We start from the raw sequence: 14,106 nt of genomic DNA on the forward strand, positions 1-14,106 counted from the left end.
CAGTCAACATCATCGTCGCTGTAAGACCGCTATCGCGAGCAGGCTCACTCCCACATTGGGTCCTGTTCCAGCCACAGATTCCGTGTGCGCCAGAGATCCCCTGTGGGAGCGAGCCTGCTCGCGATTGGGCCTTGTCATTCGATACACAATCTCAACCTTGCTGAAACATCTCCTTCGCCCGCTGCTCAATCTGCGCTTGGGTCAGGTCCTCCTTGCGCGTGGCCAGAAACCATAAATGCCCATACGGATCTTTCAACGTTCCAGAGCGGTCGCCATAAAACTGATCCTTAACCTCTGACACCACGGCGCCCCCGGCCTCGATTGCCCGTTTAAACGATGCGTCGACATCATTCACATACAGGTGCAGGCCTACGGAAGGCGAACGGTCCGGGTTGCTCAATGGCCCTTGATCGCACGGTGTGCCGAGCATGATCGGGCAATCGCCGATTCGCAGCTCGGCGTGACCGATGCCGCCATCGGGCATCGACAGGCGCATGACTTCGATGGCGCCGAAGGCTTTTTTGTAAAACTCGATGGCTTGCGCCGCTTTTTGAATGCCCAAGTAAGGCGTGATGCTGTGATAACCCTCAGGAATTGGTTTGACGCTCATGACGGTTCTCCTTTTTTTGTTGTTTGGGTGAGTGCTAGGGGCCGATTTGTCATCCTATAAATATAGGACAGGCACTTTTCTGCGGCCGAGTGCCCGACGAGCAGCAGCGAGTGTCCTAAAACAGCGCGATCCGGTGGGCGCGTGGCTAGCCCGCGAAGGCCGCACTGCTATTTGGGATCAGAGCCGGTAGCCAGAAGCTGTGCCCCCGACCCATGTTCCCCCAGCACATCCCCAAAATTACGCAACGGACACGCCTCCATCGACAGGCATCCGCAACCGATACAGCCATTGAGCTCGTCGCGCAGCGCAGTCAGTTGATTGATCCGCTCATCCAGGTCGCGGCTCCATTGGGCCGACAACACCTGCCAGTCCGCGGCTGTGGGCGCCCGGTTGTTCGGCAGGTTGGTTAACGCCTGACCAATTTCTGCCAGCGGAATCCCCAGCCGTTGAGCCACTTTGATCAGCGCAACTCGTCGCAACACTTCCCGTGGGTAGCGTCGCTGGTTGCCTGGGTTGCGATTGCTTTTGATCAGCCCCTTGGACTCATAAAAATGCAACGCCGTAACCGCTACGCCACTGCGGGTGGCGAGTTGGCCGACGGTGAGCTCTTTGTGCAGATTCTTTGAGGTGATCATTTTGACAATTACCACTTGACCTTGACTTAACTAGAGGTTTTACCCTGCAAGTCTTCGGATCGCAAGATTCGTCTTACACGTCAGTGGGGACTTTCCATGCAAGCGTCAGAGAAAAATCGCAGCTTTACCCAATTAATCGAATTCGAAATCGAACCCCATCAGCAACCGGGGCTGGTGTCGGCGCTGTCCCGGCAAACCGAACGGCTTGCCCAGGATTACAGCGGTTTCCTGAGTGCAAGCATCCAGGCCAGTGACGATGGGCGGCGCGTGTTGAATTACCTGCAATGGCAATCACGAGAGGCGGGGGAAGCCGCGTTCCAGAGTTTTGAAAGCGGCGAGCAGGACTTCTGGCAACTGATTCGCGCCCATCAAGCGAAAACCGTGACCTTCTGCTCGTTTCAGGTGCTGCACAGCCTGGAGCGCAGCCACGACAATGCGCTGCACTGCAATCTGGTGGGTTAAATCGACAACTGCATCAAGCGTTCACCTTGCAGGTTTTCTGTCGCACGACGTTTGTTCACTGCCAGCTCGCCGATCTTGATCAGCCGCGTGCGGGTTACGTTGCGGCTCAAACCCAGTAGGGCAGCGGTGTGCACCTGGTTGTAGTGGCTGAAGCGATAAGCGGCACGCAACAAAGCGTCTTCGACTTTTTCGTGCAACGCGCCTGCCTGTTCCTCGAATAGTTTTTGAAAGGCTCGTTCGAGCAGGGCTTGCGCTGAATCATCGACCGCAGGCTGATGGTCGTCCTGACGCTCGATGCGCAGGTTAGACAGACGCAAGTCATCGCGCTCGATCACGCCGTTGCGGCAAATCAGCAAGGTGTGGTGAATCACGTTTTCCAGTTCGCGAATATTGCCTGGCCAACTGTAGCTGCGCAGCTTCAGTTCAGCTTCTTTACTGATGGTGACACTGCCGTAACCCAAACGATGGCTGTAGGCTTCGACGAAGTGCCGTGTCAGCGGCAGAATATCGCCGGGGCGATCGCGCAGTGGGCTCAGCTCCAGGCTGACAACGTCGAGGCGATAATACAGATCTTCGCGGAAGTGCCCGGCGTTGATGGCTTTTTCCAGTTGCACGTTGGTCGCCGCCAACACTCGTACATCAATCGCAATGCTCTTGCGTGAGCCCAATCGCACGACTTCACGCTCCTGCAATACGCGCAGTAACTTGACCTGAATCGCCATGGGCAAATCGCCGATTTCGTCGAGGAACAACGTGCCGCCATCGGCCTCTTCAAACCAGCCAGCCTTGGCGCTCAGGGCGCCGGTGAACGCACCTTTCTCATGGCCGAACAACTCGGCTTCCACCAACGATTCGGAGAACGCCCCGCAATTTACCGCCACGAACGGCCGGTTGCGCCGTCCGCTGAGGTTGTGAATATGACGGGCGACCAGCTCTTTGCCGGTGCCGGTTTCGCCGATGATCAGAACGCTGGCTTCACTCGGCGCGACCTGTTGCAAATGCGCAAGCAAGGCCTGGGATTTAGGGTCTTCGAACACTTGCGCGGTGGCCCGGATCGATGTGGCCAGGGCAGGCGAGGGCGGTAAGGTCAGCAGTTGCATGGTGGGCTCCATGAATGGAAGGCTAAGAGTAGAAAGTTGGAATCGGCGGGGACTGATTCAGCGCCCAGTCACCCAGTTCATGGAGTTTGTAATCCAGCGGGTCGTGCAGGGTTTGTGTGCGCAGGTTGCGCCAGTGACGATCGAGCCGCAGTGAGGCGTGAGTCGAGCGTGCTCCCGTCACTTCGAAGAGCCGGCTGCACAGTTCCAGGCCATTACGCGTGGCCGCAACCTTCGCGGTGGCGATAGCCGTGGCAAGGTGAGCACGCTCTTCGGCGCTTAGGCTTGGGCCTTTGGCCCAGGCGTTATCGAGCAACCCGGCGGCACGCTCGACCAACAGGCGAACGCCTTCGAGCGCGACCCAGAACTCGCCGTAATGGGCGAGTACATACGGGTCCTGGCGCACGTCCTGAACAATCGACTTGTGCCATGGCCGGGTTTCGGTGAGCGTGTATTGGCGCGCCTCCTCGAAGGCGCCTTCGGCAATGCCGAGGAACATGTGAGTGAACGTCAACTGCGCGATCAAGGGCCGCAGGCAGGCGAAGGGTGTGCTCAACGGGCCCGGGTCCAGCAGCAATTCCGACTCTTCGACACGGACCCGTTCGAACGTCGCGCTGCCGCTGTCGGTCTGTCGTTGGCCCATGTTGTTCCAGTCACTGTGCAACGTGATGCCGCTTCGTCCGCTGGGAATTGCCGCGATCAACAGCTTACCGCCGGCGCTTTCATCCACCGCCGAGGCGATCAGCATTTGCGAATCGCTGGCGCCTGAGCAAAAGCTTTTCTTGCCGGAAAACTCGCGCCAGCCACCGAGGTTTTTCACGACGGTACGGGTGTCCAGCGGGTTTAGCGCGTTTCCCCAAAACCAGTTCTTGCGCGCCGTTTGTTCAAACCATGGTTGCCACTGTTCTGGCTTGGCAAACAGGCGCACGGTGGCGAGCATCAGGTGATGAAAACCGAAGACATGCGCAATGGAACTGTCGACCTTGGCGAATTCGCGCACGACCGCGAGGGTTTCACTCCAACTGGCGCCGAGGCCGCCGTACTGGGTGGGAATGCTCAGGGCCAACAATCCGCTGTGTCGTAAGGCGTCACGTTCAGCCTTGGGCGTGCCACCACGTTCGTCGCGTTCGACGGCGGTCAACGCAAACTCGGCGGCCAATTGGCGGGCGGTCTGCAAAGGGGATAAAAAGGTGTTTTGCGGCTTGGCAGTCACGCTGGGGATTCCTTCTTTTTGTAGAAGCCGAACTTGCTCGCGATACCGTCACCGCGCACTGCCCTGCACAAACACGTCACCGTTCATCGCGAGCAAGCGTGTTCGTGCAAGGGCAGGGTGGTTCAGGCGGTGGCTTTAGCCGGCAGCACATCGTTGGCGATCATTTCGCCGAACGGTCCAGTCAGGTTGGTGACACCGCGCCCTGCGAGGCTTGCGTAAGGCTCGGGCAACAACGGGAACACCAATTCTGCAAAGCGATACGCCTCTTCGAGGTGCGGGTAACCGGAAAATATGAAGCTCTCGATTCCCAGGTCCGCGTACTCCTTGATTCGCGCGGCCACTTGTTGTGGATCGCCCACCAATGCAGTGCCCGCCCCGCCACGTACCAGCCCGACGCCAGCCCAGAGGTTGGGCGAAATTTCCAGGTTGTCGCGACGCCCGTCATGCAATGCCGCCATGCGTCTCTGGCCTTCGGAATCAAAACGCGAGAAAGACGTTTGCGCGGCAGCAATGGTGTCATCGCTGATGTGTTCGATGAGTTTGTCGGCCGCTTTCCATGCCTCTTCGGCGGTTTCGCGGACAATCACGTGCAGGCGAATTCCGAACTTTACCGTGCGTCCTTTTTCGGCGGCGCGCTTGCGAACGTCGGCCAGTTTTTCGGCAACCGCGGCTGGCGGCTCGCCCCACGTCAGGTAAACGTCGACCTGTTCGGCAGCAAGATCATGCGCGGCATCCGATGAACCGCCGAAATACAGCGGCGGATAGGGCTTCTGAACGGGTGGATACAGCGCCTTCGCGTTCTGCACGCGTAAATGCTTGCCCTCGAAATCCACCGATTCACCCTGCAGCACCCGGCGCCAGATTTTCAGGAATTCGTCGGTGACTTCGTAGCGTTCGCTGTGATCCAGGAAGCTGCCGTCGCCACGGTTTTCATCCGGGTCGCCGCCCGTCACCACGTTGATCAACAATCGGCCACCGGACAAGCGATCCAGCGTCGCCGCCATGCGCGCCGACACAGTGGGCGAAATGATCCCCGGACGAATCGCCACCAGATAGCGCAAGCGCTCCGTTAGCGGCACCAGCGCCGATGCGATGACCCACGAATCTTCGCAGGACCGACCGGTTGGAATCAGCACGCCGTGGTAACCCAGGCTGTCTGCGGCTTGCGCTACTTGTTTCAAGTAGTTGAGGGTGACCGGGCGGGCGCCCTGAGTGGTGCCCAAGTAATGGCCGTCGCCGTGGGTCGGCAGAAACCAGAAAACATCCATGAACAAATCCTTACGCGATTTTCAGCAGATTGTTGGGGTGCGCGCCGAACAACGGTGCGGCACGTTCTGCAGCAAGACGAATGCGGGCCTTCAACGGCTCACTGGTTATTTGGTAATTGGAGAAATCGGCCTCAGTGGCGTAGACGCCAATGGGCAGGGTCAATGCCTGGAAGAAACTGAACAGCGGCCTTAGCTGGTGATCGAGCACCAGTGCATGACGTTCGCTGCCACCGGTGGCGGCCAGCAGTACCGGCGTATTGATCAGTGCGTTCAAGTCGATCAGGTCAAACAAATGCTTGAGCAACCCGGGATAGGAGCCGCGATAAACCGGTGCCGCGACGATCAACAGGTCGGCGTTTTCGATGGCTTGCAGTTCAGCTTCGATGTCGGCGCTCAGTTCTTGACGGGACAACGCGGCGCCCAACGGTCGGGCGATGTCGCCGAGTTCGATCAACTTGCTCTCGATTGGCAATTGCCCGGATAGCTCGGCCAGCAACGCTTGGGTCAGCACCAGCGTTCGGGATGGACGCCAGGTGCCACCGGAGAGGGCAACTACTTTCAATGGGCGCGACATGACCAGTTCCTTTTTTTAAACAGTTGCTCTGCGAGCAGTGAGTAGTCACTGGACTCAGCAAGAGCTGTACCAACCCATCAGCGCCCGGTATTGCGGGGCTTGCGGCGCCTCTCTCGAGGAACACTGTTCGATTGGCCGAGCTGTTTGTTGATTGACTGTTGCCTGGCAAACAGTTGTCCGGGCAACAGTGCGTGAAACACTGAGCTCGTTATAAAGGCAGTTTTATATTCCTCAAAAGACCGTAAATAAATATTTATATAATCTTATGGAATATAAAGGCTTGGCACGACTCGGGTGTGCCAAGGTCGATAGCGACTATCGAGCGCGATGATTTTTAACCGCCAGGGTCCACGAGTAGCCTGTGTTCATTGCTTGGAACATAGACATCAGGACCCTCGTCATGAAAACCTCAATCGCCATTTTCTTGCTGCTTTCAATCTCTGTTCTCGCGGGTTGTGCGAGCCACGTTTCACCGGAATTGCGGCCGTACACTGCAGCAGAAAGCAAGGAACTGGCACTTGAAGATTTGAACCGACGCGGGTTGTCATTCGACGAATACCATGCAAAAAAAGCCGAATTGCTCGGCCTGCCTCAGAAATCGTTCCGGTTCGACCGCCAAGGCGAAATGAACGCTGAACGTGCTGTGCAACTGCACGGTCGCCCCAGCTAAGACTGTACTGCTCGAAGTTTTGCCCAACTGTCCGTGGGTTTCGCTGAAGGTGTGCGATAGGGTCGTTACTTGAATGACCTGATGGACTGCCACCCATGACACTCTCGTTTGATCTGCTGCTGGGGTTCGCCCTGTTTGCCCTCGTGACTTCGATCACTCCCGGCCCTAACAACACAATGTTGCTGGCTTCTGGGGTGAACTTCGGCTTTAACCGCACCATTGCGCACATGCTTGGCATCACGTGTGGCTTCTTCGTATTGGTCGTGGCCGTAGGTTTTGGACTGGGGGCTGTGTTTCAAACCTATCCCTTGCTCTACACCCTTCTGCGTTACGTTGGCGCGGCGTATTTGCTGTATCTGGCATGGAAAATCGCCCACTCGGGGCCCGTTTCAGACAGTGATAGAGGTGAGAGCAAACCGATCAGTTTTCTCGGCGCTGCGGCGTTTCAGTGGGTCAATCCCAAGGCCTGGATCATGGCCATCGGTGCGATCAGTACCTACACGCCCCTGCAGGGCTATTTCACTAACGTGATCGTGATTGCGGCGGTCTTCGCGCTGATCAACTTGCCGAGCGTAAGCGTCTGGGCGGCTTGCGGTACGTTGCTGCGCAACGTGCTGAAGGATCGTCGCTGGTTACGCGTGTTTAATTGGGGAATGGCCGCGTTGCTGGTGATTTCGTTGTACCCGCTGTTACTCGATAGCTTTAGCTGACGCATTGCTTCAACCGGTTGGCCGATGCCTGTTAAGCTCGACTTCAGGAGCGTTCCTACGCACTTCTAGATGAAGTTGTTCTTCTTTAACGGCCTCCGATCAGGTATTTCTAACGTTCTGAAATGTCGACGCAGCTCACGAGGCTGTTTGTTGACGTTTCAGTGACGAGCCTCCTGATCCCGGAACACGCTCTGCGAGTCTTTTTATGAATAAACGTCCTCTGTATTTCGACTACGCCGCCACCACGCCGGTGGATGAGCGGGTCATCAAGGTCATGGTCGAGTGTCTGGGTTTTAGCGGTAACTTCGGCAATCCAGCGTCCAGCTCCCATGCATTTGGCCAACAGGCTCGGCAATCGGTCGAGCGCGCCCGCGAGCAGGTTGGCCGACTGGTCGGCGCGCAATCGGAACAGATTGTCTGGACCTCCGGCGCCACCGAATCCAATAACCTCGCGCTCAAGGGAGTGGCCCAGGCTCGGGGGATATCCGGCGGCCACATCATCACCAGCCTGATCGAACACAAAGCCATTCTCGACACTGCAAAACAATTGCAGGATGCGGGCATTGCTGTGACGTACCTGGTGCCCGATGCGCAAGGTTTGATCACCCCGCAAGCGGTCAGTGAAGCGATGCGCGAAGACACCTTTCTGGTGTCGCTGATGCTGGTCAACAACGAATTGGGTACCGTCAACGACATACAAGGCATCGGCGAAGCCGTGCGTGCCCGTGATGCTCTTTTTCACGTTGATGCCGCGCAAGGCGCGGGGAAAGTGAGCATTGATCTGGCCCGACTCCCGGTGGACTTGATGTCGTTTTCGGCGCACAAAATCTACGGTCCCAAGGGTATTGGTGCTCTTTACGTAGGGCCTCGCGCCCAGCAGCGCTTGCAGGCGCAGATTCATGGCGGTGGTCACGAGGGCGGCTTGCGTTCAGGCACCTTGGCCACCCATCAGATCGTCGCCATGGGCGAGGCATTTGCGTTGGCAGCGATTGCTTTCGAAGAGGAAAAAACCACGATAGTGCGGCTGCGTGAACGCCTGCTCGAACAATTGTCAGGCATTCCCGGCGTTCGCCTGAACGGCAGCCCGACGCAGCGCATTCCTCATACGCTGAGCCTGACGTTTGGCGAAGGCGAGTTCAATTCTGCGGCGTTGAGCCACTCGATTGCTTTTTCCGCGACCTCGGCCTGCAATTCCGCCAGCAACGCACCCTCACATGTCCTGTTGGCGCTAGGGCACGACGCTCGTTCGGCCAGCCGTACCATTCGCTTGAGCCTCGGGCGATTCACCACCGAGCAGGACATCGATCAGGCTATAACGCTTATAAAAGCGGCATGCGCGAGTGCTCCGGCATTCTGGCAGTAGGCCGAAATAGCGCCGACCCGGATCGGCGCTCAACAATAATGATGAAGTGGTTAGCAGGAGACACGATGAGTACGCAGCCTTCGATCAACGGATCGGTTCCCCAACGCCTGGCGCAAACCCGCGAACTGATGAGCCGGGAGGGCATTCATGCGCTGCTGGTGCCGTCGGCAGACCCGCATTTGTCTGAATATCTCCCGGGTTATTGGCAGGGGCGTCAATGGCTCTCGGGTTTTCATGGCTCAGTTGGCACGTTGATCGTGACGCCTGACTTTGCTGGCGTATGGGCTGACAGCCGTTATTGGGAGCAGGCGACGAAGGAACTCGCAGGCAGCGGTATCGAACTGGTCAAGTTGCAACCCGGCCAGCCTGGACCGTTGGATTGGCTGGCCGAGCAAACCCCTGAAGGTGGCGTCGTTGCGGTGGATGGCGCGGTGATGGCGGTGGCGTCGGCGCGTACGTTGGGCGGCAAACTGGAGGAACGTGGTGCGCGCCTGCGCACCGATATCGATCTGCTGAGCGACGTCTGGAAAGACCGCCCAACACTGCCCAATGAACCGATCTACCAGCATCTGCCGCCTCAGGCGACGGTCAGCCGTGTCGAAAAACTCGCGCAGTTGCGTGAAGTTTTGCAAGCGCGCGGGGCTGACTGGCACTTTATCGCCACCCTTGACGACATTGCCTGGTTGTTCAACCTGCGCGGCGGCGATGTGTCGTTCAATCCGGTGTTCGTCTCGTTTGCGTTGGTCAGCCAGCAACAGGCAACGCTGTTTGTGGCACTCAGCAAGGTCAATGACGCGTTACGCGCGGTCCTGGAAAACGACGGCATCGTGCTGCGTGATTACAGTGAAGTGGCGGCCGCGTTACGCGCAGTGCCGAATGGCGCGACTTTGCAAGTCGACCCGGCGCGGGTCACGGCCGGGTTGCTGGGTAACTTGAGCGACGGCGTAAAACTGATCGAAGGCCTGAACCCGACCACGTTAGCCAAATCGCAAAAAAGCCTGGCGGATGCCGAGCACATTCGCCGGGCCATGGAGCAGGATGGTGCGGCGCTTTGCGAGTTCTTCGCCTGGCTGGAGTCAGCGTGGGGCCGAGAGCGCATTACCGAACTGACCATCGACGAACACCTGACCGCAGCGCGTACCCGTCGTCCGGATTATGTTTCGTTGAGTTTCAACACCATTGCCGCATTCAATGCCAATGGCGCGATGCCGCATTATCACGCCACTGAAGAAGCGCACGCGGTGATCGAAGGTGATGGCCTGTTGTTGATCGATTCAGGTGGCCAGTACCTGGGCGGCACTACCGATATTACGCGGATGGTGCCGGTCGGTACGCCAACCGACGAGCAAAAACGTGACTGCACGCGAGTGCTCAAAGGCGTGATTGCCTTGTCCCGCGCACAATTCCCAAGGGGCATTTTGTCACCGTTGCTGGATGCCATTGCCCGGGCGCCGATCTGGGCCGAGAGCGTCGATTACGGGCACGGCACTGGCCACGGCGTCGGTTACTTTCTGAACGTTCATGAAGGCCCGCAGGTTATCGCCTATCAAGCTGCCGCAGCACCGCAAACTGCAATGCAGCCGGGCATGATCACCTCCATCGAACCGGGTACTTATCGTCCTGGCCGTTGGGGCGTGCGGATCGAGAACCTCGTGTTGAATCGCGAGGCGGGCAAGAGCGAGTTCGGTGAATTCCTGGCGTTCGAAACGTTGACCCTGTGCCCGATCGACACGCGATGCCTTGCGCCATCGTTGCTGACTGAGGACGAAAAACAGTGGTTCAACGCTTATCACGCCGAGGTGCGGGAGCGCTTGAGTCCGTTGCTTGATGGCGCGGCACTTGAATGGCTGAACACTCGAACCGCTGCTATCTGATTAACACCGGTCCAGGCGCTGTTTTCAGCGCCTGGCTCGTTTGATCACCGTTCAGGCAAGTGCTTCAAGGACGAAGTCCAATCGATCCTGTCCAAAAAACAACTGGTTGCCGACAAACATGCTCGGTGCGCCGAATACGCCGCGTAGTACCGCTTTCTCGGTGTTGTCCTTGAGTGTGGCTTTAACGTCCTCGTCAGAGGTCAGGGCCAGTATTTGATCGGGGTCGAAGCCGTTTTTTGTCAGTATTTGCGCGACTGTCGCGGGGTCACCCAAGTTGCGACCCTCAACCCAGATTCCTTGAAACAAACAATCGATGAATGCCTGAAAACGTTCGGGGTGACGCAGTTGCACGCCTGTCACGGCCCGCATGAGCATGAGGGTATTGATCGGGAAGTTCGGGTTGAATTTAAGCGGCACGCCGTAACGTTTTGCGTAGCGATCCAGGTCCACAAACATGTACCGGCCCTTGGCGGGTATGGTTGCCGGCGAGGCATTGCCGGTGGCTTTAAACACGCCGCCGAGCAATATGGGAATGTAGATCAGTTGGCTGTTGGTCTGTTCGCAAATTTTGGGCAACTGGGTGTAGGCCAGGTAAGTGGCAGGGCTGCCGAGGTCGAAAAAGAACTCTACGGTTTTACTCATAATCGGTACGCTCAATTTTTATTGTTTGGAAGGCTTACCAGCGTTCGTTCCAGGGCCGCAGGTCCAGTTCGAAGGTCCAGGCGTCGCGAGGCTGGCTGTGCAGGTACCAGTAATTCTCGGCAATGTGCTCTGGATTCAAAATGCCGTCCTGATCTTTGGTCGCGTACTTTTCAGGGAAGTTATCGCGAATAAAATCGGTATCGATGGCGCCGTCGACGATGATGTGCGCGACATGAATATTCATCGGCCCCAGCTCGCGGGCCATGCTCTGCGCCAAAGCACGAATACCGTGTTTGGCACCGGCGAACGCTGCAAACCCCGCCGCACCGCGCATACCGGCGGTGGCACCGGTAAACAGAATGGTGCCGCGTTGACGCGTGGCCATGCGTTTGGCAACTTCCCGGGCGTTGAGAAACCCTGAGAAACAGGCCATTTCCCAAATTTTGAAATATTTACGGGCCGTCTCTTCAAGAATACTGCATGGCACATTCGCGCCGATGTTGAAGACGAATGCGTCGATAGGGCCGATTTGACTTTCAATCTGCTCGACCAAGGCAACGACGTCCTCCTCTTTACGCGCATCGCAAGCAAAACCATGCGCTTCGCCTCCGCTGGCCGTGATCGCGTCTACCAAAGGTTGAAGTTTGTCCAGGCTACGCCGGGTCACGCACGCGACAAATCCTTCCTGCGCAAAGCGTTTCGCAATGGCACCTCCCGTGGCATCGCCCGCGCCCACAACGAGTACGACTTTTTTGTTATTCATGAATCGATCCCTTTGCTAAACGGTCGTTAACTAAACGAACGTTATGCTACGATTCTGCAGACGTCAAGGCGAACAATGGGGAGGCAATGCGATGCGCTATTCGGCTAATCACAAACTGGAAACAAAAGAGAAGCTGCTTGAAAGCAGCGCTGTGTCTGCCAAACGCTCGGGATTTTCGACGGTTGGAGTAGACGGTTTGATGAAAGCAATCGGATTGAGCGGTGGGGCTTTCTACAGCCACTTTTCATCCAAGGACGAATTGTTCGCCTCAATTGTTGAGCGTGAACTTTGTCAGAGTCTAAATCGACTGGGGGCGGACCGAGATCACGACAAGCTTCAACGCTGCTTGAAGCAGTACTTGAGCATGGCGCATGTCGAGCATCCGGAATCTGGTTGTGCATTACCTGCGTTGGGGGCCGAGATTGCTCGTTCGCACGTGTTGGTTCGGCAGCAGGCAGAGCACTGGATTTGTCGACTTCAGGAGAGTTGGGCGCAGATACTGGAGAGCGACAGCCTGGCGTGGGCCATTCTGTCGCAATGCGTGGGTGCATTGGTCGTAGCCCGTATGCTGGCCACTCCGGACATTCAGCGAGCGGTGCTGAATTCCAGTTACGAAGAGATTGGCCGCCAGATCGCCGGTACAAAAGCCTGACAGGGCGGCATCAACCTATTTGCAGATAACGATCATGCTCCGGCTCGTATAACCGGCAGGGTTGAGGCCGAACGGGTAATCCCCTGGTTCTTCCACCGCGTCCCCCGACTTGGCGATAACCTTGTATCCCTTGGGCGCGCATGAGTTGGCGGCGCTGGTGTAGCACTGATCCCAGGAAGACGACAATCCGGAACAGTTGATGTGCATCCCTCTCTTGCCATGCTTGATCTGGGTCTTCGATGTCGCCGCGCAGCCCGCAACTGCAAGTACGGCGATCAGTATCAAAATTCGTTTCATTGCTGTCCTTATAGCGTCCCCGGATCTGGTGCCCGGGTCTGGCTGCGTTCGCATTCGCCTGAAGCGTTCTGATATCCCTGTCTTGAAAAGTCCATGTCTGACACTGAATTGCGGGCATAAACATGGCCTAATTGAGCGGCAATTACCAGACCTTGGTCAAATCCTGTTTCAATCAGCTGCGACTGCGGGCTTGGCATTGTTCCCCATCGTCAAGGTTGCACCGACGGAAGCCAGAATGATGCACAGGATGGCCATCCACTGTGACAGTGATAAGTATTCGTTCAGAAACAACAGGCCTGATAGTGCTCCGATAGCAGGCTCGATACTCATCAGCGTACCGAAGGTGCGGGCGGGCAATCGGGTGAGGGCGATCATTTCCAGTGTGTAGGGCAGGGCAGTCGATAGAACGGCAACACCAATGGCCACGGGTATCAAGGACGGCGTCAGTAGCGCTGCGCCTGCGTGGAAAATTCCTATAGGCGCTACAAACAGCGCGGCAATCATTACCCCCAATGCGGCAGTCTGTACGCCGTTATCAGCGCCCGCTTTCTGCCCAAAAAGGATGTACAGCGCCCAGCAAACCCCAGCGGCCAATGCATAACCTGCACCGACCAAATCGATGCCGGCCGCGGTTGCGCCTGTCGGTATCAATAGCAGCAGGCCGACGATAGCCAGGGCGATCCATAAAAAATCGATGGCTCGACGTGATGCATAGATGGCTACCGCCAGGGGACCTGTGAATTCCAGCGCCACCGCGATACCCAGAGGGACTGTGTTCAGGGACATATAGAAGAGGAAGTTCATGCCGCCCAGCGCCATGCCGTAAACGATAACGGTGCGCAGCGATTTGGCCGTGAGCTTCGCACGCCATGGGCGAAGCAAGAGCAGCATGATCACGCTGGCAAATACCAGTCGCAGAGTGGTGGTCCCTTGCGCGCCAACCACAGGGAACATGCTCTTGGCGAGGGAGGCTCCGGATTGGATTGATGCCATTGCTATTATTAGAAGTCCTACCGAGAACAGAGTCGAGGCAAGGTTGCGGGGCTGGTCATTCATTGCGTGGCATCGTCCAAGGCAGGAAACGAGAGTGTTTCTGGTGTATATGGGCAATATACTGCGCATTGATTGTGGTCGCGTCTATATATAAGCAGCGTTTTTGAGCGCTGTGATAGATAAACGTAATTAGGTGTTGACGGGAAATCCTGGACGTCTATAATTCGCCCCACTTCCGGCGCAGTCGAAACGGAAAACTCCTTGGTAAACAATGAGTTACGCA

The 14,106-nt window shown here is 57.1% G+C and carries 16 protein-coding genes; 6 read left to right on the forward strand and 10 right to left on the reverse strand.

Going from position 1 to position 14,106, the window contains the following annotated elements; genetic code table 11:
* Positions 1-151: 151 nt before the first annotated feature.
* Positions 152-610 (reverse strand): VOC family protein, encoded by a 459-nt coding sequence (locus tag ACQR3R_RS30590; protein WP_428278487.1) that lies wholly within the window; start codon positions 608-610, stop codon positions 152-154.
* Between the two features lie 167 nt (positions 611-777).
* Positions 778-1,245: a redox-sensitive transcriptional activator SoxR gene (soxR, locus tag ACQR3R_RS30595; RefSeq protein ID WP_428278489.1), complete on the reverse strand. Its 468-nt coding sequence runs from the start codon at positions 1,243-1,245 to the stop codon at positions 778-780.
* 96 nt (positions 1,246-1,341) lie between these two features.
* Here soxR and ACQR3R_RS30600 point away from each other — a divergent pair, with 96 nt between their 5' ends.
* Entirely contained in the window at positions 1,342-1,707 is a 366-nt protein-coding gene (locus ACQR3R_RS30600) for an antibiotic biosynthesis monooxygenase (protein WP_428278491.1), read from the forward strand.
* Here the strand turns inward: ACQR3R_RS30600 and ACQR3R_RS30605 are convergent.
* The 4 genes from ACQR3R_RS30605 to msuE all read right to left on the reverse strand — a co-directional run bounded on the left by ACQR3R_RS30605 (position 1,704) and on the right by msuE (position 5,859).
* Positions 1,704-2,807, reverse strand: a complete 1,104-nt coding sequence (locus tag ACQR3R_RS30605; RefSeq protein WP_428278493.1) for a sigma 54-interacting transcriptional regulator — start codon at positions 2,805-2,807, stop codon at positions 1,704-1,706. The two genes, ACQR3R_RS30600 and ACQR3R_RS30605, sit on opposite strands and share 4 nt — an antisense overlap.
* A gap of 22 nt (positions 2,808-2,829) precedes the next feature.
* Entirely contained in the window at positions 2,830-4,017 is a 1,188-nt protein-coding gene (locus ACQR3R_RS30610; RefSeq protein ID WP_428278495.1) for an acyl-CoA dehydrogenase family protein, read from the reverse strand.
* A 122-nt stretch (positions 4,018-4,139) separates the two neighbouring features.
* Complete coding sequence (gene ssuD, locus ACQR3R_RS30615) at positions 4,140-5,291, reverse strand: FMNH2-dependent alkanesulfonate monooxygenase (RefSeq protein ID WP_428278497.1); 1,152 nt, start codon at positions 5,289-5,291, stop codon at positions 4,140-4,142.
* 4 nt (positions 5,292-5,295) lie between these two features.
* Positions 5,296-5,859, reverse strand: coding sequence for an FMN reductase (gene msuE, locus ACQR3R_RS30620; RefSeq protein WP_428278499.1), 564 nt, complete (start codon positions 5,857-5,859; stop codon positions 5,296-5,298).
* 400 nt (positions 5,860-6,259) lie between these two features.
* On the opposite strand from msuE, the gene ACQR3R_RS30625 reads away from it, so the two are divergent.
* The 4 genes from ACQR3R_RS30625 (at position 6,260) to ACQR3R_RS30640 (ending at position 10,476) form a co-directional block, all read left to right on the forward strand.
* Positions 6,260-6,529, forward strand: a complete 270-nt coding sequence (locus ACQR3R_RS30625) for a hypothetical protein (RefSeq protein ID WP_428278501.1) — start codon at positions 6,260-6,262, stop codon at positions 6,527-6,529.
* 95 nt (positions 6,530-6,624) lie between these two features.
* Positions 6,625-7,239, forward strand: a complete 615-nt coding sequence (locus ACQR3R_RS30630; RefSeq protein ID WP_428278503.1) for a LysE family translocator — start codon at positions 6,625-6,627, stop codon at positions 7,237-7,239.
* A 205-nt stretch (positions 7,240-7,444) separates the two neighbouring features.
* Positions 7,445-8,602 (forward strand): cysteine desulfurase family protein, encoded by a 1,158-nt coding sequence (locus ACQR3R_RS30635; RefSeq protein ID WP_428278505.1) that lies wholly within the window; start codon positions 7,445-7,447, stop codon positions 8,600-8,602.
* 65 nt (positions 8,603-8,667) lie between these two features.
* Positions 8,668-10,476 (forward strand): aminopeptidase P family protein, encoded by a 1,809-nt coding sequence (locus ACQR3R_RS30640; protein ID WP_428278507.1) that lies wholly within the window; start codon positions 8,668-8,670, stop codon positions 10,474-10,476.
* 51 nt (positions 10,477-10,527) lie between these two features.
* On the opposite strand, the gene ACQR3R_RS30645 is transcribed toward ACQR3R_RS30640, so the two are convergent.
* Both ACQR3R_RS30645 and ACQR3R_RS30650 read right to left on the reverse strand, forming a co-directional pair.
* Positions 10,528-11,118 carry a 2-hydroxychromene-2-carboxylate isomerase gene (locus ACQR3R_RS30645; RefSeq protein WP_428278509.1) on the reverse strand — a complete coding sequence of 197 codons (591 nt, stop codon included), beginning with the start codon at positions 11,116-11,118 and terminating at the stop codon, positions 10,528-10,530.
* 34 nt (positions 11,119-11,152) lie between these two features.
* Positions 11,153-11,881 (reverse strand): SDR family oxidoreductase, encoded by a 729-nt coding sequence (locus ACQR3R_RS30650; RefSeq protein ID WP_428278511.1) that lies wholly within the window; start codon positions 11,879-11,881, stop codon positions 11,153-11,155.
* Between the two features lie 91 nt (positions 11,882-11,972).
* On the opposite strand from ACQR3R_RS30650, the gene ACQR3R_RS30655 reads away from it, so the two are divergent.
* The gene (locus tag ACQR3R_RS30655; RefSeq protein ID WP_428278513.1) at positions 11,973-12,533 is read left to right on the forward strand and encodes a TetR/AcrR family transcriptional regulator; all 561 of its coding nucleotides are present in this window, start codon (positions 11,973-11,975) and stop codon (positions 12,531-12,533) included.
* Positions 12,534-12,548: 15 nt separating this feature from the next.
* Here ACQR3R_RS30655 and ACQR3R_RS30660 read toward each other — a convergent pair whose 3' ends face one another.
* Complete coding sequence (locus ACQR3R_RS30660) at positions 12,549-12,830, reverse strand: hypothetical protein (RefSeq protein WP_428278515.1); 282 nt, start codon at positions 12,828-12,830, stop codon at positions 12,549-12,551.
* 168 nt (positions 12,831-12,998) lie between these two features.
* On the reverse strand, positions 12,999-13,952 hold the full coding sequence (rhtA, locus tag ACQR3R_RS30665) for a threonine/homoserine exporter RhtA (RefSeq protein ID WP_428278517.1): 954 nt from the start codon (positions 13,950-13,952) through the stop codon (positions 12,999-13,001).
* Positions 13,953-14,106: the final 154 nt, after the last annotated feature.

This window comes from Gordonia sp. IEGM753, assembly GCF_050321825.1.
Classification (GTDB): domain Bacteria; phylum Pseudomonadota; class Gammaproteobacteria; order Pseudomonadales; family Pseudomonadaceae; genus Aquipseudomonas.